At 69.6% G+C, this 25356-nt stretch carries 24 protein-coding genes; 11 read left to right on the forward strand and 13 right to left on the reverse strand.

The window, feature by feature from the left end:
• Positions 1–7: 7 nt before the first annotated feature.
• Positions 8–3385 carry a pyruvate carboxylase gene (locus H4Q84_RS08425; RefSeq protein ID WP_248582939.1) on the forward strand — a complete coding sequence of 1126 codons (3378 nt, stop codon included), beginning with the start codon at positions 8–10 and terminating at the stop codon, positions 3383–3385.
• Between the two features lie 34 nt (positions 3386–3419).
• Entirely contained in the window at positions 3420–4088 is a 669-nt protein-coding gene (locus H4Q84_RS08430; protein WP_248582940.1) for a hypothetical protein, read from the forward strand.
• 4 nt (positions 4089–4092) lie between these two features.
• Here the strand turns inward: H4Q84_RS08430 and H4Q84_RS08435 are convergent, their stop codons facing one another.
• Positions 4093–5487, reverse strand: coding sequence for an NAD(P)H-quinone dehydrogenase (locus H4Q84_RS08435; RefSeq protein ID WP_248582941.1), 1395 nt, complete (start codon positions 5485–5487; stop codon positions 4093–4095).
• A gap of 75 nt (positions 5488–5562) precedes the next feature.
• The gene (gene lpdA, locus H4Q84_RS08440) at positions 5563–6966 is read right to left on the reverse strand and encodes a dihydrolipoyl dehydrogenase (RefSeq protein ID WP_248582942.1); all 1404 of its coding nucleotides are present in this window, start codon (positions 6964–6966) and stop codon (positions 5563–5565) included.
• A gap of 73 nt (positions 6967–7039) precedes the next feature.
• Between lpdA and H4Q84_RS08445 the strand changes: the two genes are divergently transcribed.
• A complete protein-coding gene (locus H4Q84_RS08445) occupies positions 7040–7492 on the forward strand; it encodes a gamma-glutamylcyclotransferase family protein (protein ID WP_248582943.1) in 453 nt (150 codons plus the stop codon).
• A gap of 1 nt (position 7493) precedes the next feature.
• Here H4Q84_RS08445 and H4Q84_RS08450 read toward each other — a convergent pair whose 3' ends face one another.
• Together H4Q84_RS08450 and H4Q84_RS08455 are read right to left on the reverse strand one after the other, a co-directional pair.
• On the reverse strand, positions 7494–8057 hold the full coding sequence (locus H4Q84_RS08450) for a GNAT family N-acetyltransferase (protein ID WP_248582944.1): 564 nt from the start codon (positions 8055–8057) through the stop codon (positions 7494–7496).
• A 116-nt stretch (positions 8058–8173) separates the two neighbouring features.
• On the reverse strand, positions 8174–9493 hold the full coding sequence (locus H4Q84_RS08455) for a DUF2252 domain-containing protein (RefSeq protein WP_248582945.1): 1320 nt from the start codon (positions 9491–9493) through the stop codon (positions 8174–8176).
• A gap of 52 nt (positions 9494–9545) precedes the next feature.
• On the opposite strand from H4Q84_RS08455, the gene H4Q84_RS08460 reads away from it, so the two are divergent.
• Together H4Q84_RS08460 and H4Q84_RS08465 are read left to right on the forward strand one after the other, a co-directional pair.
• A complete protein-coding gene (locus H4Q84_RS08460) occupies positions 9546–10367 on the forward strand; it encodes a purine-nucleoside phosphorylase (RefSeq protein ID WP_248582946.1) in 822 nt (273 codons plus the stop codon).
• Positions 10367–11155, forward strand: a complete 789-nt coding sequence (locus H4Q84_RS08465; protein WP_248582947.1) for an NAD(P)-dependent oxidoreductase — start codon at positions 10367–10369, stop codon at positions 11153–11155. The genes H4Q84_RS08460 and H4Q84_RS08465 overlap by 1 nt, the downstream gene beginning before the upstream one ends.
• A 346-nt stretch (positions 11156–11501) precedes the next feature.
• On the opposite strand, the gene H4Q84_RS08470 is transcribed toward H4Q84_RS08465, so the two are convergent.
• The 3 genes from H4Q84_RS08470 to H4Q84_RS08480 form a co-directional block, all read right to left on the reverse strand.
• Positions 11502–11912: an SgcJ/EcaC family oxidoreductase gene (locus H4Q84_RS08470; protein ID WP_248582948.1), complete on the reverse strand. Its 411-nt coding sequence runs from the start codon at positions 11910–11912 to the stop codon at positions 11502–11504.
• Positions 11913–12025: 113 nt separating this feature from the next.
• The gene (locus H4Q84_RS08475) at positions 12026–13018 is read right to left on the reverse strand and encodes a sigma-70 family RNA polymerase sigma factor (RefSeq protein ID WP_248582949.1); all 993 of its coding nucleotides are present in this window, start codon (positions 13016–13018) and stop codon (positions 12026–12028) included.
• A gap of 500 nt (positions 13019–13518) precedes the next feature.
• Positions 13519–14382 carry a helix-turn-helix transcriptional regulator gene (locus tag H4Q84_RS08480; RefSeq protein ID WP_248582950.1) on the reverse strand — a complete coding sequence of 288 codons (864 nt, stop codon included), beginning with the start codon at positions 14380–14382 and terminating at the stop codon, positions 13519–13521.
• A gap of 260 nt (positions 14383–14642) precedes the next feature.
• On the opposite strand from H4Q84_RS08480, the gene H4Q84_RS08485 reads away from it, so the two are divergent.
• The 3 genes from H4Q84_RS08485 to H4Q84_RS08495 all read left to right on the forward strand — a co-directional run bounded on the left by H4Q84_RS08485 (position 14643) and on the right by H4Q84_RS08495 (position 17702).
• Positions 14643–16025: an MFS transporter gene (locus tag H4Q84_RS08485; RefSeq protein ID WP_248582951.1), complete on the forward strand. Its 1383-nt coding sequence runs from the start codon at positions 14643–14645 to the stop codon at positions 16023–16025.
• Positions 16022–17092 carry an SDR family oxidoreductase gene (locus H4Q84_RS08490; RefSeq protein WP_248582952.1) on the forward strand — a complete coding sequence of 357 codons (1071 nt, stop codon included), beginning with the start codon at positions 16022–16024 and terminating at the stop codon, positions 17090–17092. The genes H4Q84_RS08485 and H4Q84_RS08490 overlap by 4 nt, the downstream gene beginning before the upstream one ends.
• Positions 17093–17333: 241 nt before the next feature.
• A complete protein-coding gene (locus H4Q84_RS08495; protein WP_248582953.1) occupies positions 17334–17702 on the forward strand; it encodes a MerR family transcriptional regulator in 369 nt (122 codons plus the stop codon).
• On the opposite strand, the gene H4Q84_RS08500 is transcribed toward H4Q84_RS08495, so the two are convergent.
• Positions 17699–18076 carry a cupin domain-containing protein gene (locus tag H4Q84_RS08500; RefSeq protein WP_248582954.1) on the reverse strand — a complete coding sequence of 126 codons (378 nt, stop codon included), beginning with the start codon at positions 18074–18076 and terminating at the stop codon, positions 17699–17701. The genes H4Q84_RS08495 and H4Q84_RS08500 overlap by 4 nt on opposite strands.
• 91 nt (positions 18077–18167) lie before the next feature.
• Between H4Q84_RS08500 and H4Q84_RS08505 the strand changes: the two genes are divergently transcribed.
• Genes H4Q84_RS08505 through tpx form a run of 3 tightly spaced genes read left to right on the forward strand, consistent with a single transcriptional unit; the run spans position 18168 to position 20765 of the window.
• Entirely contained in the window at positions 18168–19181 is a 1014-nt protein-coding gene (locus tag H4Q84_RS08505; protein ID WP_248582955.1) for an aldo/keto reductase, read from the forward strand.
• A gap of 43 nt (positions 19182–19224) precedes the next feature.
• On the forward strand, positions 19225–20211 hold the full coding sequence (locus H4Q84_RS08510; protein WP_248582956.1) for an aldo/keto reductase: 987 nt from the start codon (positions 19225–19227) through the stop codon (positions 20209–20211).
• 56 nt (positions 20212–20267) lie between these two features.
• Positions 20268–20765 (forward strand): thiol peroxidase, encoded by a 498-nt coding sequence (gene tpx / locus H4Q84_RS08515; protein ID WP_248582957.1) that lies wholly within the window; start codon positions 20268–20270, stop codon positions 20763–20765.
• Here tpx and H4Q84_RS08520 read toward each other — a convergent pair.
• The 5 genes from H4Q84_RS08520 to H4Q84_RS08540 are packed head-to-tail and all read right to left on the reverse strand — an operon-like array spanning position 20735 to position 25320.
• Positions 20735–21526 carry a class I SAM-dependent methyltransferase gene (locus tag H4Q84_RS08520; protein WP_248582958.1) on the reverse strand — a complete coding sequence of 264 codons (792 nt, stop codon included), beginning with the start codon at positions 21524–21526 and terminating at the stop codon, positions 20735–20737. The two genes, tpx and H4Q84_RS08520, sit on opposite strands and share 31 nt — an antisense overlap.
• Positions 21527–21566: 40 nt before the next feature.
• Entirely contained in the window at positions 21567–22421 is an 855-nt protein-coding gene (gene phnE / locus H4Q84_RS08525) for a phosphonate ABC transporter, permease protein PhnE (RefSeq protein WP_248582959.1), read from the reverse strand.
• A complete protein-coding gene (locus H4Q84_RS08530) occupies positions 22418–23161 on the reverse strand; it encodes an ATP-binding cassette domain-containing protein (RefSeq protein ID WP_248582960.1) in 744 nt (247 codons plus the stop codon). The genes phnE and H4Q84_RS08530 overlap by 4 nt, the downstream gene beginning before the upstream one ends.
• Positions 23162–23208: 47 nt before the next feature.
• A complete protein-coding gene (locus tag H4Q84_RS08535; protein ID WP_248582961.1) occupies positions 23209–24132 on the reverse strand; it encodes a phosphate/phosphite/phosphonate ABC transporter substrate-binding protein in 924 nt (307 codons plus the stop codon).
• Positions 24133–24150: 18 nt separating this feature from the next.
• On the reverse strand, positions 24151–25320 hold the full coding sequence (locus tag H4Q84_RS08540; protein WP_248582962.1) for a TIGR03364 family FAD-dependent oxidoreductase: 1170 nt from the start codon (positions 25318–25320) through the stop codon (positions 24151–24153).
• Between the last annotated feature and the right edge of the window lie 36 nt (positions 25321–25356).

Genomic DNA, 25356 nt, shown 5'->3' on the forward strand with positions numbered 1-25356 from the left:
GCGGCGCATGTTCTCCAAGGTCCTGGTCGCCAACCGCGGCGAGATCGCCATCCGCGCGTTCCGTGCCGCCTACGAGCTCGGCGCCAGCACGGTCGCGGTCTTCCCGTACGAGGACCGGCTCTCCGAGCACCGGCTGCGCGCCGACGAGGCCTACGAGATCGGCGAGCGGGGCCACCCGGTACGGGCCTACCTCGACCCCGACGCGATCGTCGCCGTCGCGGTGCGCGCCGGCGCCGACGCCATCTACCCCGGCTACGGCTTCCTGTCCGAGAACCCCGGCCTCGCCGAGGCGTGCGCCAACGCCGGCATCACGTTCATCGGTCCGACCGCCGAGGTGCTGACACTCACCGGCAACAAGGCCCGCGCAATCGCGGCCGCCCGCGCGGCCGGCGTGCCGACTCTCAAGAGCGTCGAGCCCTCCACCGACGTCGACGCGCTCGTCGAAGCAGCCGAGACGCTGCCGTTCCCCGTCTTCGTCAAGGCCGTCGCGGGAGGTGGCGGCCGTGGCATGCGGCGCGTCGACGACCCGGCCCAGCTGCGCGAGGCGATCGACACGTGTATGCGCGAGGGCGAGGCCGCGTTCGGCGACCCGACCGTATTCATCGAGCAGGCCGTCGTCGAGCCCCGACACATCGAGGTGCAGATCCTGGCCGACGGTGACGGCCACGTCATGCACCTCTTCGAGCGCGACTGCTCGGTGCAGCGCCGCCACCAGAAGGTCGTCGAGATCGCGCCCGCGCCGCACCTCGACCCCGAGCTCCGCGATCGCATGTGCGCCGATGCCGTGCGCTTCGCCGGCGAGATCGGCTACCGCAACGCCGGCACGGTCGAGTTCCTGCTCGACCCGGCCGGCAACTACGTCTTCATCGAGATGAACCCGCGCATCCAGGTCGAGCACACTGTCACCGAGGAGATCACCGACGTCGACCTGGTGCAGAGCCAGATGCGGATCGCCTCCGGCGAGACGCTCGCCGACCTCGGCCTCTCGCAGGACAAGCTGGTCATCCGAGGCGCCGCACTCCAGTGCCGGATCACCACCGAGGACCCCGCCAACAGCTTCCGCCCCGACACCGGCAAGATCACGACGTACCGCTCCCCCGGTGGCGCAGGGGTCCGCATCGACGGCGGTACGACGTACACCGGCGCCGAGGTCAGCGCACACTTCGACTCCATGCTGGCCAAGCTCACCTGTCGCGGCCGCACGCACGAGCTCGCGGTGCAGAAGGCCCGGCGCGCGCTCGCGGAGTTCCGCATCCGGGGCGTCTCGACCAACATCGCGTTCCTCCAGGCCGTGCTCGACGACAAGGACTTCGTGGCCGGCCGGGTCACCACGTCGTTCATCGAGGAACACCCGCAACTGCTGGCGACGCGTACGTCCGGCGATCGCGGCACCAAGCTGCTGGCCCACCTCGCGCACGTCACCGTCAACCAGCCACACGGTCCCGCACCGGTCAGCGTCGATCCGGCGAGCAAGCTGCCGCCCGTCGACCTGGCCGTGCCCGCGCCAGACGGCACCCGCCAGCTGCTCCTGGCGGTCGGGCCCGAGGATTTCGCCCGCCGCCTGCGGGAGCAGAATCAGGTGGCCGTCACCGACACGACCTTCCGCGACGCCCACCAGTCACTGCTCGCGACGCGCGTCCGCACGCGTGACCTCCTGCAGGTCGCCGGCCACGTGGCGCGTACGACGCCGCAGCTGTGGTCCGTCGAGGCCTGGGGCGGGGCGACGTACGACGTCGCGTTGCGCTTCCTGGCCGAGGACCCATGGGCCCGTCTGGTCGCGCTGCGCCAGGCCGTGCCCAACATCTGCCTCCAGATGCTGCTGCGCGGGCGCAACACGGTCGGCTACACGCCGTACCCGACGGAGGTCACACATGCCTTCGTGCAGGAGGCGGCGACCTCCGGCATCGACGTGTTCCGCATCTTCGACGCCCTCAACGATGTCGAGCAGATGCGCCCGGCGATCGAGGCGGTGCGGGCCACCGGCAGCACGGTCGCGGAGGTCGCGCTCTGCTACACCGGCGACCTGTCGAGCCCCGACGAGACGCTCTACACGCTGGACTACTATCTGACCCTGGCCGAGCGCATCGTCGACGCCGGCGCGCACGTGCTGGCGATCAAGGACATGGCCGGTCTGCTGCGGGCGCCCGCCGCGCGCACGCTCGTCACCGCACTGCGCGAGCGCTTCGACCTGCCCGTGCACCTGCACACCCACGACACCGCCGGGGGCCAGCTCGCGACCCTGCTCGCGGCGATCGACGCCGGGGTAGACGCGGTCGACGCCGCAACCGCCCCGATGGCCGGCACCACCTCGCAGCCTCCGCTGTCGGCGCTCGTCTCGGCGACCGACCACTCCGACCGCGAGACCGGCCTCTCGCTCGACGCGATCTGCGCGCTCGAGCCCTACTGGGAGGCGACCCGCCGCGTCTACGCGCCGTTCGAGTCCGGACTCCCCTCACCGACCGGCCGCGTCTACACCCACGAGATCCCGGGCGGGCAGCTCTCCAACCTGCGGCAGCAGGCGATCGCGCTGGGGCTCGGCGAGAAGTTCGAGCAGATCGAGGACATGTACGCCGCGGCCAACGACATCCTCGGCAACGTCGTGAAGGTGACGCCGTCGTCCAAGGTGGTCGGCGACCTCGCCCTGCACCTGGTGGCGGTCGGCGCCGACCCGGAGGTCTTCGCCGAGAACCCCGAGAAGTTCGACATCCCCGACTCGGTCATCGGCTTCCTCAACGGCGAGCTGGGCGACCCGCCCGGCGGCTGGCCGGAGCCGTTCCGCACCAAGGCGCTGGCGGGGCGCACCTGGAAGCCGCCGGCGTCCGAGCTGACCGAGGAGCAGTCGGCCCGGCTCGCCACCCACCCCCGCGAGACGCTCAACGAGCTGCTGTTCCCCGGCCCGACCAAGGAGTTCCGCGAGTCCCGCGCGACGTACGGCGACGTGTCGGCCCTGCCGACGCTCACCTACCTCTACGGGCTGCGCCAGGGCGAGGAGATCGAGGTCGAGATCGCCGAGGGCAAGCGCATCCTGTTCGGCGTACAGGCGATCAGCGAGCCCGACGAGCGCGGCTACCGCACCCTGATGGCCACCATCAACGGCCAACTGCGCCCGGTCTCGGTGCGCGACACGTCGGTCGCCTCGCAGGTCACCACGGCAGAGAGGGCCGACCCGTCGGTGCCCGGCCAGGTCGCCGCGCCGTTCCAGGGCGCGGTGACGCCCGTGGTGGCCGAGGGTGACACCGTCGCGATCGGTGACACCGTCGCGACCATCGAGGCGATGAAGATGGAGGCCGCCATCACCGCCCCGATCGCCGGCACGGTGAAGCGGCTCGCCATCACCTCCACGCAGGGCGTCGAGGGTGGCGACCTGGTGCTCGTCCTGGAGTAGGTTGGCCCGTCAGACCGCTTCGGGGGGGTTCGGCATGGGGATCTTCGGACGGCGCAAGGCCGCCAAGCAGGCGGCGATCGAGCTCTTTCGCGCCAGGCGGCACTACCTGCGCGACGACGTCACGGCCTTCGGCGAGCAGCTCAGCGAGCTCCACGTCGACACGCTGACGACGCCCCTCGACGGGGACACCCAGGACGTCTACCGCCACGCCCTGGAGTCGTACGAGCGAGCCAAGGCTGCCTTGAGGGCGGCCGAGGACGCCGACGGCCTCGGGCTCGTGGTCACCGCCCTCGTCGAGGGCCGCTACCAGGCCGCGTGCGTGCTGGCGACGTCGGTCGGCGGCCCGATGCCCCAGCGACTGCCCGAGTGCTTCTTCAACCCGCAGCACGGGCCATCGAGCATCACGGTGCGCTGGACCCCGCCCGGCGGCACCGAGCGCGAGGTAGCCGTCTGCGCGTCCGATGCCAACCGGCTGGCCCGCGGCGAGGATCCGGCGGTGCGCATGGTGCGGGTCGGCGACCGGTGGGTGCCGTTCTTCGGCGGCCACCGGAGCTCGTACTTCCCGGTGCTGGTGGACCCCGATGCGATCAACAACGGCGCCGGGCACGCCCGAGGTCAGGCGATGAGGTGCGGCTGGATGCCGACCGGTGGCGAGGGTGCTGGCCTGGGTGGCAACACAGCGGGATTCGGCGGCGGGGGCTAGTCCCTCAGACCCGGTGCATCCTGCGCGCGGCCTCGGCGATCGAGCCGCTCATCGACGGGTAGACAGTGAACGCATGCGCCAACTGGTCTGCGGTCAGCGACTCGGCCACCGCGATCGAGACCGGGTGGATCAGCTCCGAGGCGCGCGGGCCGACGACGACGCCGCCCACCACGACGCCGGTGCCGGGTCGGCAGAAGAGCTTCACGAAGCCGTCGCGCACGCCCTGCATCTTGGCGCGCGGGTTGCCGGCCATCGGCAGCATCACCGTCTCGCACACGATCTCGCCTGCCTCGACGGCCTTCTGCGACCAGCCGACGGTCGCGATCTCGGGGGCGGTGAAGACGTTGGAGGAGACCTTCTTCAGGTCCAACGGCGCCACGGCGTCGCCGAGGAAGTGCCACATCGCGATCCGGCCCTGCATGGCGGCGACGGAGGCGAGCATGAGCACTCCGGTGCAGTCGCCCGCGGCGTACACACCCCGTGCGGAGGTGCGTGAGACGCGGTCGACCGTGATGAAGCCGCCCTCGTCGACCTCGACGCCGGCCTCCTCGAGGCCGAGGTCGGCGGTCTTGGGCACCGAGCCGAGGGCGAGGATGCAGTGCGAGCCCTGCACGGTGCGGCCGTCGGTGAGCGTGACGGTCACGGTGTCGCCGTCGCGGGTGACCGACTCCATCCGCGACTTCGAGAGCACCTTCATGCCGCGCCGGGTCGAGACCTCCTCGAGCACGGCGGACGCGTCGGCGTCCTCGCCGGGCAGCACCCGGTCGCGCGAGGAGACGAGGGTGACGTCGATGCCGAGCGCGAGGTAGGCGGAGGCGAACTCAGCGCCGGTGACACCGGACCCGACGACGATCAGATTCTCGGGCACGTCGTCGACGTCGTACACCTGTTCCCAGGTCAGGATCCGCTCGCCGTCGGGCTGGGCCGAGGGCAGGGTGCGGGGCGCGGCGCCGGTCGCGAGGAGTACGGCGTCGGCCTCGATGGTCTCTTCGCCACCGTCGTTCAGCGTGACGTGCACTCGGTCGGCGCCGGCCAGGCGACCGCGGCCGCGGACGACCCGGACGTCTTCCTTCTCGAGTCGGCGGGCGATGTCGGACGACTGGTCGGCGGCGAGCTGCTTGACCCGGGCGTTGACTCGCGCCAGATCGACCTGGATGGTCGTGGCGGCGTCGCCCTCGTGGTCGCGGAAGTTGACCCCGAGCTCGGCGGCCGAGGCCACCTCGGTCATCAGCTCGGCGGTTGCGATCAGGGTCTTGCTCGGCACGCAGTCGGTGAGCACGGCGGAGCCACCGATGCCATCGCTGTCGACGACGGTGACCCGCGCGCCCAGCTGAGCCGCGACCAGGGCCGACTCGTAGCCGCCCGGGCCGCCCCCGACGATGACGACGTGCTCACTCATGGGCATCCTCTCAGGTCAACGGGTCTCGACATGTCGGACCACGGCTTCATCCCTCAGCCACGCCGACTGCTCGTCTCAGAAGTTGATCATGTGGCCGGCAATGCCGTGCACGGATTCCTTGACGGCCTCGGCCAGCGTCGGGTGGGCGAAGATGTTGCGCGCAACCTCGTCGGCGGTGAGGTCCCACTGCTGGGCCAGGGTGAGCACCGGCAACAGCTCGGTGACGTCGGGGCCGATCATGTGGGCACCGAGGATCTCGTTGTACGTCGCGTCGGCGACCACCTTCACGAAGCCGACCGCGTCGCCGAGCCCCTGCGCCTTGCCGTTGGCCGAGAAGGGGAACGTGGCCGTCTTGACGTCGTACCCCTTGTCCTTGGCCTGCTGCTCGGAGTAGCCGAACGAGCCGATCTGCGGCTGGCAGAACGTGGCCCGCGGGATCATGTCGAAGTTGATCTCCTGGGTGTCCTCACCGGCGATGGTCTCGGCGGTGACGATGCCCATCGCCTCGGCGGCGTGGGCCAGCATCATCTTGCCGGTGACGTCACCGATGGCGTAGACGTTGGCGACGTTGGTGCGGCCGCGGGCGTCGACCTCGATGGCACCGCGGTCGGTGACCTTGACGCCGAGCGCGTCGAGGCCGTAGCCCTCGATGCGCGGTGAGAAGCCGAACGCGGCCAGCATCTTGTCGGCCTCGATGACCTGCGCGTCGCCACCGTCGGCGGGGCTGACGGTGACCCGGACACCGGAGCCGGTGTCCTCGACCTGGTCGACCTTTGTCTTGAGCATGACCTTCACGCCGAGCTTCTTGTAGTGCTTCAGCAGCTCCTTGGACACGTCGGCGTCCTCGGTGGGCACCATCCGGTCGAGGAACTCCACGATCGTCACGTCGACGCCGAAGTTCTTCATCACGTAGGCGAACTCGACGCCGATCGCGCCGGAGCCGCCGATGATGATCGAGCCGGGGAGGTTCTCGTCGAGGATCTGCTCCTCGTAGGTCACGACGTTGTCGCTGACCGACATGCCCGGGAGCATCCGCACCGTGGCGCCAGTCGCGATGATGAGGTCGGTGAAGGTGTACGACGCGGTCTCACCGTCGGACTTCTTCACGTCGACGCTCGTGCCGCTGGTGAGCGTGCCCCAGCCGTCGATCTCGGTGATCTTGTTCTTCTTCATCAGGAAGTGGACGCCCTTGACGATGCCCGCGCTGACCTGGCGCGACCGCTTGTGCGTCGGCCCGAACGCCATCGTGGCGTCGCCCTCGATGCCGAACTTCTCCTTCTCGTGCGCGAGCACGTGCGCGAGCTCGGCGTTCTTGAGAAGGGCCTTCGACGGGATGCAGCCGACGTTGAGGCAGACACCGCCCCAGTACTTGTCCTCGATCACGGCGACCGACTTGCCGAGCTGGGCGGCGCGGATAGCGGCGACGTACCCTCCGGGTCCGGCGCCGAGGACGATGACATCGAAGTGGGATTCGCTCACCACTGCAGCCTATTGCCCGCCGGGGCAGACCCGCGAGCCGGTCTGCGGGCGAGGCGACGGATACCCTCACCCCGTGACGCTCTACGCCGCATACGGGACGAACCTCGACCCCGCCCAGATGAGCGACCGCTGCCCGCACTCGCCATTGCACACCACGGGGTGGCTGACCGGCTGGCGGCTGACGTTCGGCGGCGAGGAGCACGGCTGGGACGGCGCGCTGCCGACCATCGTCGAGGACCCGATCGACCAGGTCTTCGTCGCCGTGTACGACGTCACGCCGGAGGACGAGACCGCGCTGGACGGCTGGGAGAGCGCCGACACCGGGCTCTACCGCAAGACCAAGGTGCGCGTCTCGACGATGAACGGCGAGCTGCTGGTGTGGGCCTACGTGCTCGACGCCTACGAGGGTGGCCTGCCGTCGGCCTCGCTGCTCGGGCTGCTGGCCAACGCCGCCGAGGCGGCCGACGCACCGGTCGACTACGTCGCCGGGTTGCGGCGTCGTACCTGCCGCTCGACGGGGCTGTAGGTCACGCCTGCGCGGGAGCCCACTCGTCGCGCAGGATCCCGAAGACCGCGGTGTCGGTCCACTCACCCTTGTTCAACCAGTCCTGACGCAGGTGCGCCTCCTGGCGCAGCCCCAGCCGCTCGCACAGGCGCGCGGAGGCCGCGTTGCGCGGGTCGAGCTGGGCCGTGATGCGGTGCAGCCCGTAGTGGTCGAAGCCGACGTCGACCATGGCGCGCGCCGCCTCGGTGGCCAGGCCACGACCGGCAACGTCGGGGTGGAAGACCCAACCGATCTCGGCCTTGGACACCTCGCGGCCGCGCAGGATCAGCAGCACGTGGCCGACGTGGCGGCCGTCGAGCTCGGCGATCAGCCAGAGCGGCTGGCCGTCCTCTTGCGGGTCGACGCGGGTCGCCCACCCTTCGACCCTGGTTCGGCAGTCCTCGAGCGACACGGGCTCGTGCAGGAGGTAGCGGCACACCTCCGCGTCGGAGAAGTAGGAGTGCAGCGGCTCCGCGTCGTCCGGGCGGGTGGCACGCAGCACGAGGCGCTCGGTGGTGATCGGCAGCGTGGGTGCGGTGAAGGTCACGGCCGCCACCCTAGGGGCGGGGCTCCACCCCGGCTGACCTTCTCCCTCTCGTAGATCTCCCGCAACGGAGCGTCGATGTCGGCGGAGAGGCGACGGGGCGACGGGGCGACGGGGCCTCATGTCGCGCTGATGCCGATGTCGCCTTCACGGAAGGCGCCGACGAAGAGCGCGTGGTCGTCGCGCACGCGGTCGGCGTAGGCGAGCCCCCACTCCACGACGTACTCGGTGAACTCCTTGCGGCGGCCCTCGAGCGTCTGCGCGATGACCTCCTCGACCTGGAAGTCGACGAGGTCCTGGCTGCTGTCCTCGTCGGAGGCGCAGTGGATCTTCGCGGTCGCCCGGCCGAGCTGGTCCACGACGGTCGCGATGTCGGACGGGTCGTTGAGGCCGCCCCAGTCGAGATCCACCTCGTACGGCGACACCTCGGCGACGACGTACCCGACACCGTCGAGGCTGGTGTGCCCCAGCAGCGGGTCGGTGTGCACCTGCAGCGCCCGCTGGCTGACGACGGTGCGGTGGCCCTCGTGCTCGAAGTAGCCGTCGAAGGCCTTCGAGTCGACGAACCGGCTCAGCGCCGGGATGTTGGCCTGCTTGATCGAGAGCACTACGTCGTTGTCGAGGGCCTGGCTGTAGCCCTCGACGAGCACGTTGTACGCCGGCAGCCCGGCGCTGCCGATGCCGAACCCGGATTTCCCGACGACGTCACGCAGCTCGTAGAACAGCTCACGGTCGAAGCGCTTCGACTCCGGGATGGTCTCGAGGTAGCCCTCGAACGCCTTCACGACCTTGGCGCGCTCGGCCCTGCCGAGGCTGCGTACGGACGCGTCGCCGGAGAAGCGACGCACGCCGTCGTGGAGCTCGGTCATGCCGTCGAGCAGGTCGGCCCGCTTGATGTGGCGGGCCGCGACCAGGGCCTCGAGCACCGCACCGGTGCTGTTGTCGAGCTGGAGGGCGAAGTCGTCGTCGTCCACGCTCTCGCGGTAGTGGTTGATCTGGGTGAGGTAGGCGCGTACGTAGCGGGCGATCAGCTGTCGCACGGTCTCCTCTGGCAGCGCCTTCTGCCAGCCGACGAGTGCGAGGCTGGCGGCAAAGCGTTGGAGATCCCACGTGTAGTGGCCGAGGTAGGCCTCGTCGAAGTCGTTGACGTCGAAGACGAGGAAGCCGTCGGAGTTGAGGTAGGTACCGAAGTTCTCGACGTGCAGGTCGCCATGGATCCAGATGCGCGAGCACGTGTCGTCGACGTACTCGTCGGGCTCCTCACTCACGTCGGCATAGAACAGGCAGGCCGAGCCGCGGTAGAAGGCGTGCGGGTCGGCGGCCATCTTGCGGTACTTCGTCCGGAAGGCGACCGGGTCGGCCTCCATGAGGGGCGCGAAGGCGTCGCCGAGCGACCCCACGATCAGGTCGGCGCGGGCACGGGCATCGGCGTCAGTCACGCTTGCGACCCTACGTTGGGCGATTTGGTGGGCGCGGTTCTAGAGTCGGCGCGTGACCGACACAGATCCCACCCCTGGCACCGCCTCGCCGTCCGAGCTCGCTGCTGAGGCCGCCCACGTCCTCGCCGACCTCACCGGGGTCGAGCGGCACGACGTCGCCCTCGTGCTCGGCTCGGGCTGGCTGCCCGCCGTCGACGCGCTGGGAGAGGCCACCGCCGAGATCGCGACCACCGACCTGCCGGGCTTCTCGGCCGCCGCGGTTGCCGGTCACAGTGGCAAGATCCGCAGCATCCGGACGGGCGACAAGAATCTGCTGGTGTTCCTCAGCCGCACCCACTTCTACGAGGGCAAGGGCGTGCGCCCCGTCGTCCACCCGGTGCGTACGGCGGCCGCCGCGGGCTGTCGTGCCATCGTCTTGACCAACGGCTGCGGCGGGCTCAGGGAGACGTGGTCGCCCGGCACGCCCGTGCTCATCAGCGACCACATCAACCTGACCGCGACCTCCCCGATCGAGGGTGCCAACTTCGTCGACCTGACCGACCTCTACTCGAGTCGGCTGCGTGCGCTGTGCAAGGAGGCCGACCCGAGCCTCGACGAGGGCATCTACGTGCAGTTCCCCGGGCCGCACTACGAGACGCCCGCCGAGATCGGCATGGTGCGCGCGATCGGGGGCCACCTGGTCGGCATGAGCACCACTCTCGAGGCGATCGCGGCCCGCGAGGCCGGCATGGAGGTGCTCGGCATCAGCCTGGTCACCAACCTCGCCGCCGGCATCAGCGGCGAGCCCCTCAACCACGCCGAGGTGCTGGAGGCCGGCAAGGCCGCCGCCAGCCGGATGGGCGAGCTGCTCGGCAGCGTCGTCCCCCGCATCTGATGCGCGTCCTGCTCACCGGCGCCGGCGGCAGCATCGGCCGGATCCTCTGCGAAGGCCTCGCCGACCGAGGCCACGAGGTCGTCGGACTCGATCTCGTGCCGGCGCCCGAAGGCGTCACCGGCGCCTGGCACGTCGCCGACTGTGCCGACCCCGACGCCGTCGCGGCCGTCTTCGCCGACGAGCACCTCGACGCGGTCGCGCACTTCGCGGGCTTCCCCGGCGAGCAGGGGCTTCAGGACTCGCTGACCTCGCATGCCGTCACCACCGCCGCGCTGCTCGACGCGATGGTCGACCACCGGGTCACGCGGATCGTCTACGCCTCCTCCAACCACGCCGTCGGCCGCACGCCCCGCGAAGACCTCGTCACCGTCGACCACCGGCCGCGACCCGACACGTTCTACGGCGTCGGCAAGGTCGCCGCCGAGGCACTGCTCAGCCTGTACTCCGACCGCTACGCCCTCGACGCCGTGAGCTGTCGCATCGGCTCGTTCACCGAGACGCCGGAGGACACCCGCGCCCTATCGACCTGGCTCTCCCACGACGACTGCGTCCGGATGGTCGACGCAGCACTCACCACGCCCGCCCCCGGCTACGCCGTGCTCTACGGGATCAGCGCCAACACGCGTGCCTGGTGGGACCTCGAGCCCGGCCGGCTGCTGGGCTACGAGCCTCTCGACGACGCCGAGCAGTACGCCGCCTCCGTCCCGGCCGTCGAGGGCGACCAGGACGCGGCCGCCCATGTGGGCGGCGCCTTCGCCGGGCGGTCGTTCGAGCGCCCGGCCTTCTAGACGGGTCGTGTCTCTCTTGGTTCAGCGTTGGATTCCTGCCGACAGGCGCGTGTTTGGTCAGCAGTAGCTTGGGCCCCGGGAGACAGTGGCCGTGGCACTTCGCCCAGTTGGACGCGGTCGCCCTCAGCCGGCAGGACCGCGACGATCACCGCGTCGTCGGCGTAACCGATCACCGAGATAGAGTCCGACTCCGACTCCGACACCACGCTGGGCCCTCGGTCTCGCCCAGCAAACGGATGCTCTCCAGTGGCTGCTGCGCCAGCGTGTGGAATCGGTTATCGAAACGCTCAAAGACCAGCTCGGTATCGAACGTCCCGGGGCTCACTTCGCGCCGCGCAGCCGCGGCTCACTGCCCAGGCGCCAGCACCGGGCTGTTGTGATAGGCGGCGATCAGCCACTGGCCGTCTCGCTTCTCGAAAACCCAGGTGCAGTTCACCTTGCCCGTGTCCGGCACCTCGGTCTGACCGACGAACAGGATGCCGGATTCGCTGACGACGATCGCGCCGTCCCGGCCGACGAAGCGGATGCTGAGCTGCTTGTTGTGGGTCGAGCTGCCCTTGAGTGGCCCCTCGAAGCCCAGGGCCATGTTCTTGCGGATCACCTCACGGCTGTCACGGAGCGAGCCGGTCATGATTGCGGTCGCGTCCGCGGTGTAGTTGGCGACCATGCCGTCGGCGTCGCCGGCCTCCCACGCCTTGTAGGAGTCAACCAGTACGGCCTTGATTGCGGCCTGGTCTTCTGCACGACTGTCTGACATCAAGTTCTCCCTTGTGAGCGGTTCGCCCGGGGTATCCGGCGAACTCGCCAATACATACCCGCGGTGGAGTCGAAACTCATCGCACCGGCGGAAAGAGATGTAGGCGTGCTCGGCTACACACCATCCCCGACGTGGACATGTCCCTGGGCGTCGAGTCCGGCCGCCAGACCGAACGACGCGAAGACCTCGGACTCCTGGAACACCGAATTCCGGCTGATGCCCTCGGCGGTGACGGTGAAGATCTGAAGCGTGTGCAGCTCGTAACCGCCACCGACGCGCCGGTAGGCAGCGAACCCGGGCTGGCCGTTGGCCGAGACCGCCTTCAGACACCAATCCGTTCCGGCCTTCTCGAAGACCCACTCCATGAACAGTCCGTAGTTGCCGCGGCCGACGAACCAGTTGAGCACCGGCGGCATCTCCATGAGCACGTCCTCGGTGAGCAGCCGCTTGAGACCCTCGACGTCGGCGTGCTCGAACGCTTTCATGTAGCGATCGACCCAGGCGCGCTGCTCGGCTGCGGACGGCTCGCTGAGAGGTTCTTGCCGGACCTCGACTTCCTTCAGCCGGGTACGCGCCCGTTGCAGGGAGCTGTTCACCGACACGGCGGTAGTGCCGAGGATTTCCGCTGCCTCGGACGCGGAGAAGCTGAGCACGTCACGCAGGATCAGCGCACCGCGCTGACGCGCCGACAGGTGCTGCAGGGCGGCTGCGAACGCCAAGCGCAGGCTGCTGCGGTCGATCACGGCTCTAGCCGGATCGCCTGCGTCCAGCAACGAGTCCGGCAAGGGCTGGAGCCAGGCGGCGTTCTCTCCCTGGACGAGCGGCCCGAGCGGGTCCGACGCGGCCACCAGCCCCGACGGCAGCGGTCGACGGCCGCGAATCTCCAAGGCGGTCAGGCAGGCGTTCGTCGCGATCCGGTAGAGCCAGGTGCGCAGTGAGCTGCGCGTGTCGTCGTACTGCTCCCGCGCCCGCCACGCCCTCAGGTACGTGTCCTGGACCAAGTCCTCGGCGTCGTGAGCCGAGCCGAGCATCCGGTAGCAGTACGCCAGCAGCTCCGTTCGGAACGGTTCGACCAGGCGATCGAAGCCTTCTTCTCTTACCGTCACGCCCGTGCCCCTTCTCTGCTCCTACCAAGACCGCCATGCCCGAGGGCAGCGACACCATGGCGGGCTCCCACAGCACTGATGGAGGCTACCCATATGTCCATGAACGGCAGCATTGCCGAGACCACCGACACCGCTGCACGGTCCGGTCACTTGGTCACTGGTCGCGCGTTCAAAGCGATCGACCCCGAATGATGACGTGCTCCATGTGCTGCTCCCGCCTGTACTCGATCCGATGGGAGGGCGAGCTGGGCATTGCTACTACGAGCAGGGCAGTCCCTTCTTGAGCCACGCCTCGTCAGCGGTGCCCGGCGGGACGCAGACCGATAGTGAGCCACACCCGGTCGACAGTGGGCAGCCGCATAGAGAGCCTCCCGCCGGACACCTGGACCGAGTCTGGCCAGACGTCGGCCCTACCGGAATCGTCTGGTAGCCGCCTGTCGGCGTTGAAGCGACCGGATCCTCGATGAGAACGCGTCACCGAGACGCTAGGCGAGCCGGAACTAGCCGCCCTGCACGATAGTGGCTAGAAGCAGCAGCGAGTGTCGGGCGGGACTGTCCGAGGCTGTGTAGGTCATGATCCGGTGGCCGGGGTTGTCGGGCAGGTGCAGCACCTCGAACCCGACCTCCACAGTTCCGATCTCGGGGTGGTTGAGCTGCTTCGTGCCGCTCATGCAGTTGTGGACGGGCTTGTGCGCCCACAACTCGGCGAAGCCGTCGCTGGCGATGCACAGCTCGCCGATCAGGTCGGTGAGAGCAGCGTCGTCGGCGTACCGGCCGGCCACGAGGCGCAGTGACGCGACGGCGCGGGAGGCTTCCTCGTCCCAGTTTGCGTACAACTCACGCGTGTGCGGGTCCAGGAACAGCATCCGCGTCAGGTTCGGCCGTGTCGCGGGTCGTTCGGGTGAGGCGTAGTCGTAATGCCCGGCGATCAGCGCATGACCTAGCCGGTTCCAGGCCAGCACCTCGGTCGCGCGTCCCAGGACGACGGCCGGGACCTCTGTCATGGCGTCGATGAGGGTCTTGGTGCCGTTGCGCACTCGGTCTGGGGTGCTGCTGGGACGCGGCTTCGCCGGGGCGGGGCGCGCGAGGTCGTGCAGGTGAGCGCGTTCGTCTTCGGTGAGGTCGAGTGCGCGCGCCAACGCGTCGATGACGGAAGGGGAGGCGTTCGTGCTCTGGCCCTGCTCGAGGCGGGTGTAGTACGTGACGCTGACCCCAGCCAGCAGCGCCAGCTCCTCACGCCGCAGCCCCGGGACTCGTCGCGCACCGTAGGACACGATTCCCGCATCGTCGGGGGTCACCCGGGCGCGCCGAGACTTCAAGAAGTCGCCCAAGGATCCGGTCCGGGTCTGCACGTCAGCTTCCACCCGCTCATTGTCTCCCGACGCGGGGCAGCTGTGCCTGTCCCTGTCAGGGATAGGCAGCGAGTGCCTAGGCATTACCGAGGTCTGGTTGCGCGTCAAGGGTTCCTCGAGGCTTCACCGCAGACCAGCCATCTCCCCATTTCCGTCTGGAAGGACAATCACTCGTGACTCACCTCGACGAGGGCGTCATGCCGCCCCCCTCGCCCGCTGCCCCACCGTCGGAGGTTGCGCTGAGCACGCGGGAACGGCTCATCCTTGCGGTCTTGCTGACCGCCAGCTTCACCCTTGCGGTCGACTTCTCGATCCTCAACGTGGCATTGCCTGCCATCGGCACCGACCTGGGATTCTCGCTGGAGAACCTCCAGTGGGTGGCGACCTCGTTTGCGTTGTGCGCCGCCGGCTTCACGCTCCTGTTCGGACGCATCGCGGACCTCTTCGGGCGGCGCCGGCTCTTCCTGTTCGGCATGCTGCTGCTCGGTGCGTCTTCGCTAGTGGGAGGCTTGGCAAACACGCCGACGCTCCTCATCACCGCCCGGGTGGCGCAGGGCCTCGCCACCGCCGTCGTCACTCCCGCGGCGCTGTCGCTGCTCACCACCGCCTTCCCCGAAGGGCCGCGTCGCGCCCGGGCACTGGGCCTCAACGGTGCACTCATGGCTGCCGGGTTCACCACCGGAGCGATCCTCGGTGGAGTCCTCACCGACCTGCTGAGCTGGCGGTGGGCGTTCTACATCAACGTCGCCGTCGCCGTCGTCGTCCTTGCCATCGCCCCGGCGGTGCTGACCGAGAGCCGTCCCGAGCGTCGCCCCCGACTCGACATTCCCGGCGCCGTCACCGTCACCTTCGGATTGCTCGCCGTCGTCTACGGCCTCACCGTCGCGGGCGAACAGTCCTGGCAGCACCCGCCCGCGATTCTCGCGCTCGTGGCCGGCGTCGTGTCGCTGCTCGTGTTCTGGGTCGTGGAGAGGCGCGTCAGCGAGCCGCTGGTGCCGTTCTCCGTGCTGGGTCGTCGCACCATCGGGTGGGGCAACTTCGCAGGTCTGATGGCGTTCGTCACCGAGACATCGCTGGTGTTCCTGCTGACCCTGTACCTGCAAGAAGTACTCGGGTACTCCCCGCTCGCCGCGGGCTTGGCCTTCGCCGTCCTGGGCACCGGCACGGTCATCGGCGGCCTCGTCGCCCCGAAGGTCATCGCCGCGCTCGGCACCAAGCGCGCCATCGTCGTCGGCCTCATCGTCCAGGCCGCGGCCACCGGCTCCCTGGTGTTCCTCGGCACCTCGCCCGCCTCTCTTGCCCTTCTGCTGGTGGCGACCTTCACCGGCGGCGTGGCGAACCTGGTGGCCATCGTCGGCTTCATGGTCACCGTGACCACCGGTGTCCCCGACCACGAACAGGGCCTCGCGACCGGCATCGCCACCATGAGTCAGCAGGTCGGCATCACCATGGGCATCCCAGTGATGTCCGCGATCGCGGCCACCACCAGCAACCGGCTCGACGTGACCACCCAAGCCAGCATCCTCACAGGCGTCACCGTCGCGATCGGTGTCAACGCAGCCCTGTGCCTGCTCACGGCCGCGCTCGTCCACGTCTTCGTGGGCACCGAGGGTGCGACCGAGGCCGCCACCGACACCGCGGGGGTCACCGCATGAACGGACTGACCAGCCCTGGGCGGGTCCTGATCATCGGTCCTCACGGCGTGGTCGGCGGGGCGGTCAAACAGCGACTCAACGGGAACGCGGCCTGGGACCTGGCGACCGCCTCACGACGACCGGCCGAGCCCGGGCAGACGAGTGCGGTCCGGGCGGTCAGCGTCGACCTGCTCGACACCTCGACCGTCGCCGGATCGTTCGTCGAGTTGGCGGACGTGACCCATGTCGTGTTTGCGGGCTACACCGAACGGCCCACGATGGCCGAGATGGTCGAGCCCAACGTGGCCATGCTGCGCAACACCCTTGACGGGCTGATCGCGGCCGGCGCACGGCTCGAGCACGTCGTCCTGATCGGAGGCGGCAAGTCCTACGGCGAACATCTGGGCGCGTACAAGACTCCGGCGAAAGAGACCGACCCGCGCTTCCTAGGCCGGATCTTCTACAACGACCAAGAGGATTTGCTGCACGAGATGTCCAGTCGCCAGGGCTTCACCTGGACGGTGCTGCGCCCAGACCTGGTGCTGGGGTTCGCGCTCGGATCACCGATGAACATGCTCATGGCTCTCGGCGTCTACGCGTCGCTCTGCAAAGACGCCGGCGTCCCGCTCCGCTTCCCCGGCACCCCGACCGCGTGGACGGCGCTGCACCAGTTCACCGACGCGGACGTGCTCGCTGCGGCCGTCGAGTGGGCGCTGGACAGCCCGAACGCGGTCGGTGAGGTCTTCAACGTCACCAACGGCGACAACTTCCGGTGGCAGCACCTGTGGGACGACATGGCGGGTGTCTTCGACATGCCCACCGCAGCTCCTCAGCCCATGTCCCTGACCGAGCAGATGGCCGACAAGGGCCACGTGTGGGATGCGCTGGTGCATCGGCACAGGCTCGTGGTCACCACCTACGACCAGGTGTCGGCCTGGAGGTTCGCCGACGCCGTGCTGGCCACCGACTTCGACATGGTCCAGAGCACGATCAAGATCCGCCAGGCCGGGTTCCACGGCTGCGTGGACACCCACACGAGCGTCGTAGGCCATCTCCAGCGGCTGCGTGAACATCGCTACCTTCCCTGAGCTGCACGCGTCCCGCAGAGGCCACCACCCTGCGTGGCGCGCGTCCCCGGACGGACACGTCAGGGCGACGAGTGGACTGGCACCGGCGCCGGAGCGAGGGGTTCCACTCCGTGTCATCCCGCCGCGAACCAGGTGCTTACTCCGAACGCCGGCTTCCCAACTGCGACATCAGACTCCACCGACGCAGATAGGAGCAGAATCTCATTGACTTCGAGTGCGCTCGAAGAGTGACAATCACGGCATGAGCCTCACCATCGCCGAGACGGCCGAGCGCACCGGGCTGACCGCGCACACGCTGCGCTACTACGAGCGGGACGGGCTGATGCTCTCCGTCGACCGCTCGGCCACCGGGCACCGGCGCTACAACGAGGGCGACCTCGAGTGGATCGCGATGATCACCCGGCTGCGTCGTACGGGCATGCCGATCCGCGACGTACGCCGCTACGCCGAGCTGGTGCGCGCCGGCGACGGCACCGAAAACGAACGCATGGAGATCCTGCGGAGGCACCGCGAGCAGGTGCGCGCGCAGCTCGAGGAGACCCGGCAGCACCTGGCGCTGATCGACCGCAAGATCGACTGGTACGCCGGCCGCACGGAGTCCTGCGGCTAGCCCGCGGCCCGTGGGCCCTCGAGCCAGTCCGTGATGAACCGGTCGCTGGCGTGGATGTGGGTCGCGCGGTACCGGTCGGGTCCCATGACCTCGAACTTGTGGGGCGTGAGCTCCGGTACGACGAGGAGCATCCCGCCTTCACCGACGAGCTGCTCGCCCGCGACGGTGAACAGCGCCTTGCCGCTGTGGATCACGAACGTCTCCGAGTAGGGATGCTGGTGGAGGAACGGGCCGGCACCCTCCACGTCGGTCTCCTCGATGATGATCGAGACGCCGGCGCCGTACGCGAAGCCCTGGATGTTGTCGAGGACCTTGCCGTCCGGCTGGGCCGAGGCCCGGGTGTCGATGATGTGGAACGGCTCCGTTGCGGTCATCGCTTGTCCCCTCAGCTTGCTGGTGTCGGTGCCCCCGAGTGTGCCAGCAGTCCTTGACTGCGAGCGCGCTCGAACTCCCAGACTCGGCGGCATGACGACGCAGACCACTCCCCTGGCCACCCGCACCCTGGGCACCGACCCCGCCCGCACCCGCACCGTCAGCACCATCGCGCTGGGCGCGATGCTGATGGGCACCCGCACCGATGAGGACACGTCGTTCGCGATCCTCGACCGGTTCGTCGAGGCCGGCGGCTCGTTCATCGACACGTCCAACAACTACGCGTTCTGGGTCGACGGCACCCGGGGCGGCGAGAGCGAGGCACTGCTCGGTCGCTGGCTGAGGAGCCGCGGCATCGGTGACGAGATGACGATCGCCACCAAGCTGGGCGGCCAGCCGAACGCACCGACCAAGACGTTCTCCCTCGACATCGAGGTGCAGTCGGCGGCGGGCATCCGTGCGGCTGCCGAGCAGAGCCTCGAGCGCCTCGGCCGCGAGCGGATCGACCTCTACTACTCCCATGTCCCCGACGACCGGGTCGAGATCGAGGAGCAGGTCGAGGGTTTCGCCGCGCTCGTGGCCGACGGCCTCGTGCACCTCCTCGGCGTGAGCAACCACTGGACCTGGGCGGTCGAGCGAGCGCGCAACCTGGCCGCCCAGCGCGGGCTGCCGTCGTACGACGTGCTCCAGTACGCCCACACGTACCTCGCCTCGCGCACCGACCAGCCGACACTGCGCTCCCCCGACGGCCAGATCGGCATTGCCGACGGCAGCGTGCTGAGCTACGTCCGCACGAACCCGGGCCTGACGCTTGTCGCCTACTCACCCTTGCTCAGCGGCGGCTACGTGCGTGACGACAGGCCGCTCGGCTCCCGGTTCGACCACGTCGGCACCCCTGCCCGTCGTACGGCGCTCGACGAGGTCGCCGCGGAGACTGGCGCGACGCCCAACCAGGTGGTGCTGAGCTGGCTGATCGGCGGCAGAACCCCGGTGGTCCCGCTGGTCGGGGCGTCATCGGTTGCGCAGCTCGACGAGACGCTGGCGGCGGCCACGCTCGAGCTCTCCGCGGACCAGCGGGCCAGGCTCGACGCGGCCGGCACCGAGTGACCGGATTGACTTCGAGCGCACTCGAAGGCGAAGACTCGGGGACATGACGATTTCACGACGCACCCTCGGCACCGACCTCACCGTCTCCGCGCTCGGCCTCGGCTGCATGGGGATGAGCGAGTTCTACGGCACGGCCGACGAGTCGCAGGGCATCGACACCATCCACCGCGCGCTCGACCTCGGCGTGACGTTCCTCGACACCGCAGACATGTACGGCCCGTTCACCAACGAACAGCTGGTCGGCAAGTCGATCGGCGGTCGGCGCGACGAGGTTCAGCTGGCCACGAAGTTCGGCAACGAGCGGCTCCCGGACGGCACCCGGGTCGGCATCAACGGCTCGCCGGAGTACGTCCGCAAGGCGTGCGACGCGTCGCTGCACCGGCTCGGGGTCGACCACATCGACCTCTACTACCAGCACCGCGTCGACCAGACCGTCCCGATCGAGGAGACCGTCGGGGCGATGAAGGAGCTCGTCGAGGCCGGCAAGGTGCGCCACCTCGGGCTGTCCGAGGCCAGCGCCGCCAACATCCGCAAGGCGCACGCCGTGCACCCGATCACCGCGCTGCAGACGGAGTACTCGCTGTTCACCCGCGACCTCGAGGACGAGATCCTGCCCACCATCCGCGAGCTCGGCATCGGCCTGGTGCCGTACTCGCCGCTGGGCCGGGGCCTCCTGACGGGCGCGATCACCGCGGGCTCACTGGAGAACGGCGACGCGCGCAACTCGGCGTACTTCCCGCGCCTCAACGGCGAGAACCTCGACGCCAACCTCGCGCTGGTCGACAGGATCGGCGAGATCGCGACGGCGAAGGGCTGCACGCCCGGGCAGCTGGCGCTGGCGTGGGTGCTTGCGCAGGGCGACGACGTGGTGCCGATACCGGGCACCAAGCGGGTGAAGTACCTCGAGGAGAACGTCGCCGCCGCCGACGTCACGCTGACCGCCGACGACCTGGCCGCGCTCGACGCTGCAGTGCCGCGCGATGCGGTCGCCGGTGCCCGCTACGGGGACATGTCATCCATCGACCGGTGATGACCGACAGGTGGGCGGGCGAGTCCGGGCTCGACGGCACCGTGTAGACAAGTGGCATGGCAACCACTGCACTCAAGGGCACCCCCGCCAACACCGTCGGCGAGCTGCCGGCCGTCGGCTCGGCCGCCCCCTCCTGGACCCTCGTCGGCACCGACCTCGGCGAGGTCACGTCGTCCTCCACCGACGGCAAGCACGTCGTCCTCAACATCTTCCCTAGCGTCGGCACCGGCGTCTGCGCCGCCAGCGTGCGGAAGTTCAACGAGCTGGCCGCCGGTCTCGAGAACACCACCGTCATCTGCGTCTCCAAGGACCTGCCGTTCGCGCTGACCGCGTTCTGCGGTGCGGAGGGCATCGAGAACGTCACCCCACTCTCGGCGTTCCGTTCCACTTTCGGCGAGGACTACGGAATGACGCTGCTGAGTGGCGGGTTCGAAGGCCTGCTCGCTCGGTCGGTCGTCGTACTCGACGAGTCCGGCGCGGTGACCTACACCCAGGTGGTGCCAGAGATCAGCACCGAGCCCGACTACGACGCGGCGCTCGCAGCCCTCGCCTGAGCCGGGGGCCGTGCCCGCACCGCCCACGCCGCAGCGCTGACCTCGAACGGCGCGGGCGGGCACAGCTCCTCGCACCGTCCCCGAAGCGCTGACCGGGCAGCGTCGCCCAGCCCGTTGACGTAGCTCCCGGCCGGCCCGACCCCGAACGTGTACGGCTCCCACCACTCGTCGAACGACGCGTGCGGCACCTTCACCACCAGCGCCGTCGACTCGATCTCGCCGAGGCCGGCGACGGCGGCGAGCTCGGCCAGGTGCCCCTCACGCGTTCCAGGCAGCTCGGTCTCACCGGGATGCGTGGGGTCGAGCTCGTGCACGGCCTGCCAGAACGTGTTCAGCGGGCTGCGGCCGCCGCCGAAGTCCCAGACGCAGGCCGCGACCACGCCGCCGGGCCGTGTCACCCGCACCATCTCGCGCAACCCGGCGACCGGGTCCGACATGAAGTGCACGACCAGCTGGGCCAGCGCGACGTCGAACTCACCGTCGGCGTACGACGTCTGCTCGGCAACCCCCTCGCGCACGTCGATGTCGGGGAAGCGCGCGCGCGTCGCCTCGACGAACGGCGGTGACGGGTCGAACGCCGCCACCTGGTCGGCACCCAGCAGATCGACGAGTACGGCGGTCAGCGTGCCCGGCCCGCAGCCGACGTCCAGCGCACGCTGGCCGGGCTGTACGTCGACCCAGCGCGCGAACTCCACGGCCAGCGGGTCGGCGTACCGCCCCATGAACCGGCCGTACATGCTCGCGGCGACCTCGAAGCTCACGGCACGACGCTACCGCCGCGAACGTCAGCCGGGCGGAGCACTAGCGCGCGAGGCGACGGCGCACGGCGCCTGACACCTGGTCGACGGCGATGATGAGGACCAGCACGATGACGATGTACGTCGCCATCTCGTCGAACTGGAACAGCTTGATGGACTTGTTGATGAGGAAGCCGATTCCGCCGGCGCCCACGAGGCCGAGTACGAGTGAGCTGCGGACGTTGACGTCGAGGCGGTAGAGGAGCAGTCCGACCAGCTGCGGCACGACCGAGGGCAGGACGGCATGGGCGATGACCTGCACGCGACCCGCGCCGTTGGTGCGCAGTGCGGTGACCGGCCCCTGGTCCATCTCCTCGAGAGTCTCGGACCAGAGTTTGCCCATCACACCGGCGTTGTGGAGCAGGATCGCGAGAACGCCCGGGAACGGGCCGAGACCGACGGCGGTCACGAAGATCAGCGCGAACACGATGTCGGGCACGGCCCGCAGGAAGGACATCACCGACCGGGTGGCCTGGTAGACGATCACGTTGGGCGTCGTGTTGCGTGCCCCGAGCACGGTGAGCAACAGGGCGACGGGGATCGACAAGGTCGTGCCAAGGAGACCGATCCAGAAGGTCGTCATGGCGGCCTCGATGCCAGGCCGGACCACGAGGTCCCAGTCCAGGTCGGGCGGCACCGCGTTGGACCCGAAGCGGACCATGCCGTCCCAGCCGGTCACCAGGGCAGCCGGGGAGACGTCGGTCTCGCGAATCGCGACCAGGTGGGCGACCACGACGGCGACCGTCAGACCAGCAGTGACGAGGCCTCTGCGGCCGCGACGCTGACGCGGCGGTACGGCGACCCGACGCACCTCAGAGCACGGGCCGGAGGGCTCGACCGGCGAGAGCAGCGTGGTCATCGCTCGTCGCCCTCCCGGTCCGCAAGTGCGTAGAGGGAGTCGATCTGGTCGAGGCGTACGTCGTCCGTCTCGGCGTCGAACTCCATCCGGCCGTGCCGCAGGCCGGCGATCCGGTCGGAGTGCCGACGCGCAATGTCGGGTTGGTGGAGTACGGCGAGCACGGCCAGATCTGAACGGTGCGCGAGCCGGGCGAGCAGACTCATCACCTGCTCGGCAGCGGCCGGGTCGAGCGCCGACACCGGCTCATCGGCCAACAGCACCGTGGGCCGCTGGCACAGCGCCCGGGCGACGGCGACCCGCTGCTGCTGACCGCCGGAGAGGCGGCGTACCGGGTCGTGCGCACGGTCGGCCAGGCCCACCTCCTCCAGGCAGGCCATGGCCTCCTCGCGGACGTCGCGCGGGAAGAGCCGCGCCGAGAGGGAGCGGCGCAGTGGAAGACGTCCGAGGGCGCCGCTGCACACGTTGTCGAGCGCCGTGTAGCGGCCGACCAGGTCGATGCGCTGGAAGACCATCGCGACCGAGGTGGGCCGACGCTGGCGAGGCTGACCACCCACCAGGACGGTGCCCGCGTCGGGAGTCTCCAGGCCGGCTGCGCTGCGCAGCATGGTGGACTTCCCCGATCCATTGGCGCCGAGCACGGTCAGCAGCTCACCCGACGCGACCTCGAGATCGAGATCGTGCAGCACCGCGCGGCCGCCGTACGACTTGGTGAGCCCGGCGATGGCCAGGCCCGGGCGCACCGGCTCGGTCCTCGGCCTCGGGACGGGAGCCGGCGCGACCATCGCACTCACACGTCGTCCTCGGTCAGGCCGAGGTCCTCGGCAAGTTGGAACAGCGGGGCGTAGGTCTCCTTGGTGACGGGGACCATCGGGCCGGGAGGAGTCACGTCGAGGAAGGCGCCGACCTCGCCGACGGTCTCGAGCGGCAGCATCGTCAGCGCCTCGAGAACAGCGTCCTTGAACTCCTGCGACAGGTCCGAACGCACGGTGATCGGGTCGTTCGGGATCGGATCCGACGTCCAGATCTGCCGGTGGGCGGCAGCGTCGAAGGTGCCCTCCGCCTCGGCGGTGGCCAGGGTCTGGCTGTTGATCTGGGCGGCGTCGACCTTGCCGTTGGTGAGGGCGAGCAGGGCCTCGGGGTGGCCGCCGGCGTACTCCATCTTCAGGTCTGACTCAGCGATCCCGGCCTGCTTGAGGGCCTCGCGAGGCAGGGCGTCCCCGGAGGTCGAGCCGATGCCTCCGAGTGCGAGGGAACGTCCGGTGAGATCGCCGACGGCCTCGATGTCGGAGTCCTTCGGCACCCAGATCCCGGCGGTGTACGAGCTCAGCTCTCCGTCGGCCGTGCCGAACGAAGCGAGCGGCTCGGCACCCGCGACATCACTGGCGAACACGAAGCCGAGCGGTCCGTACTGTGCGATCTCGAGCTGGCCGTTCTGTATGGCCAGCACCTCGGCGGAGTAGTCCTCCACGACGGTCACCTCGACCGGGCAGTCGAGCTTCTCGGAGAGGGCAGCCGCCACGGCCTCGTACGCCGGGGTCAGCTTGACCGGGTCCTCATAGGGCTCGATGCCGAACCGGATCCTTCCGTCAGGACAGGTAGCGGACTCCGCGTCAGCGGTGGCGTCGTCTCCGCAGGCGGTGAGCGGAAGGGCGAGCAAGGCGGTCACGGCCAGGGCGGCGAGGGACTGACGCTTGCGGGGCTGGTTCTTCATGGCTGTGGTCCTGTTCGGTCAGGGGACGGGGTGCGGGACGAGGTGCGGAGCAGGAACGGTGGGTACTGCGCCTTCGACGAGCTGGCCGAGGACGTGCGCCGAGAGACCGAGACCGGTGGTCATGCCGATGCCCGACGTGACACTGACGACGGTGGTGCCGGCGTAGGGCTGGGCGACGAGGAACTCCTCGCGGGCTGAGGCGTAGACGCCCATCCAGCGCTCTTTCACCCGGAGGTGGGACACGCCGAGCAGAGCGGCAGTCTGGTCGAGGAGCAGCTCGTCGACGCGTTCGTCGGAGAAGGGATCGACGGACGCGACGTACTCGTGGGTGTCGCCGATCAGCAGGTCGCCGTCAGGGCGCTGGGTGAGCATCAGGTTGACGTGCAGGTCGAGCAGCTCGGGGTGCTGCTCGGCGAACCTGGCGCGCACGGGGGCCGCGGATGACTGGTCGGCCAGGCCGGAGTAGCGCAGCATCGACAGGCCGGTGAGCACGGCGGGGGTGATCGTTCGGCCACCGGGCGCTTCGACGCGCAGCATGTGGAGCCGGCAGCGGCGTACACCGGCGGCCTCGGCGAGGTCGGGGAAGAGGCGGTCGACGTCGTGGCCGAGGCAGACCACGACCTGGTCGGCAGTGAGGTCACCGCGTGAGGTCCGCACCCGGCCGGGCTCGACCCCCTGGACGTTGGTGGACCAGCGGAAGGTCACTCCGGGCTGCGCTGCGAGCCAGCGGGCAATGGCCGGTGCGGCGGTGCGCGGGTCGACCCGGAGGTCGCGGTCGAGGAAGGCGCCGCCGACGACGTCGGTGGCGCCGCTGCCTGCCCTGGCGGCCGTCTCAGCGGCGTCGAGGAGGCAGGCCTCGCCGGGTCGCGCGTCGGCGAACTCCCGCAGCAGCACCAGTTCGTCGTCGGCACGTGCCACCACGACCGTGCCGGTGGTGCCGACCCAGAAGCCGGCGTGGCGGCCGAGCTCGAGCCAGCGCTCGCGGCTCGCCCGGGCAAGGTCGAGGGCGACGCCGGCCTGGGCCGTGGCGCAGCTGTGGCCGAAGTTGCGGACCGACGCGCCGACGACGCGGTCCTCGCGCTCGACGAGCGTCACGGTGAGGCCCCTGCGTACGGCCTCGACCGCGTGGCCGAGACCGACGATGCCGCTGCCGACGACCAGGAGATCGGAGTGGTTGGCGCTGCTCATGACGACGACGGTGCCGTGCCAACCCGAGCTGGCGCA

It is taken from the genome of Nocardioides sp. InS609-2 (genome assembly GCF_023208195.1).
GTDB lineage: Bacteria > Actinomycetota > Actinomycetes > Propionibacteriales > Nocardioidaceae > Nocardioides.

Bases quoted from the DNA above. Each gene is read 5' to 3' on its own strand.
- H4Q84_RS08425 (WP_248582939.1), top strand. From the start codon at position 8: ATGTTCTCCAAGGTCCTGGTCGCCAACCGCGGCGAGATCGCCATCCGC.
- H4Q84_RS08430 (WP_248582940.1), top strand. From the start codon at position 3,420: ATGGGGATCTTCGGACGGCGCAAGGCCGCCAAGCAGGCGGCGATCGAG.
- H4Q84_RS08435 (WP_248582941.1), bottom strand. From the start codon at position 5,487: ATGAGTGAGCACGTCGTCATCGTCGGGGGCGGCCCGGGCGGCTACGAG.
- H4Q84_RS08465 (WP_248582947.1), top strand. From the start codon at position 10,367: ATGCGCGTCCTGCTCACCGGCGCCGGCGGCAGCATCGGCCGGATCCTC.
- H4Q84_RS08470 (WP_248582948.1), bottom strand. From the start codon at position 11,912: ATGTCAGACAGTCGTGCAGAAGACCAGGCCGCAATCAAGGCCGTACTG.
- H4Q84_RS08490 (WP_248582952.1), top strand. From the start codon at position 16,022: ATGAACGGACTGACCAGCCCTGGGCGGGTCCTGATCATCGGTCCTCAC.
- H4Q84_RS08495 (WP_248582953.1), top strand. From the start codon at position 17,334: ATGAGCCTCACCATCGCCGAGACGGCCGAGCGCACCGGGCTGACCGCG.
- H4Q84_RS08500 (WP_248582954.1), bottom strand. From the start codon at position 18,076: ATGACCGCAACGGAGCCGTTCCACATCATCGACACCCGGGCCTCGGCC.
- H4Q84_RS08505 (WP_248582955.1), top strand. From the start codon at position 18,168: ATGACGACGCAGACCACTCCCCTGGCCACCCGCACCCTGGGCACCGAC.
- H4Q84_RS08510 (WP_248582956.1), top strand. From the start codon at position 19,225: ATGACGATTTCACGACGCACCCTCGGCACCGACCTCACCGTCTCCGCG.
- tpx (WP_248582957.1), top strand. From the start codon at position 20,268: ATGGCAACCACTGCACTCAAGGGCACCCCCGCCAACACCGTCGGCGAG.
- phnE (WP_248582959.1), bottom strand. From the start codon at position 22,421: ATGACCACGCTGCTCTCGCCGGTCGAGCCCTCCGGCCCGTGCTCTGAG.
- H4Q84_RS08535 (WP_248582961.1), bottom strand. From the start codon at position 24,132: ATGAAGAACCAGCCCCGCAAGCGTCAGTCCCTCGCCGCCCTGGCCGTG.
- H4Q84_RS08540 (WP_248582962.1), bottom strand. From the start codon at position 25,320: ATGAGCAGCGCCAACCACTCCGATCTCCTGGTCGTCGGCAGCGGCATC.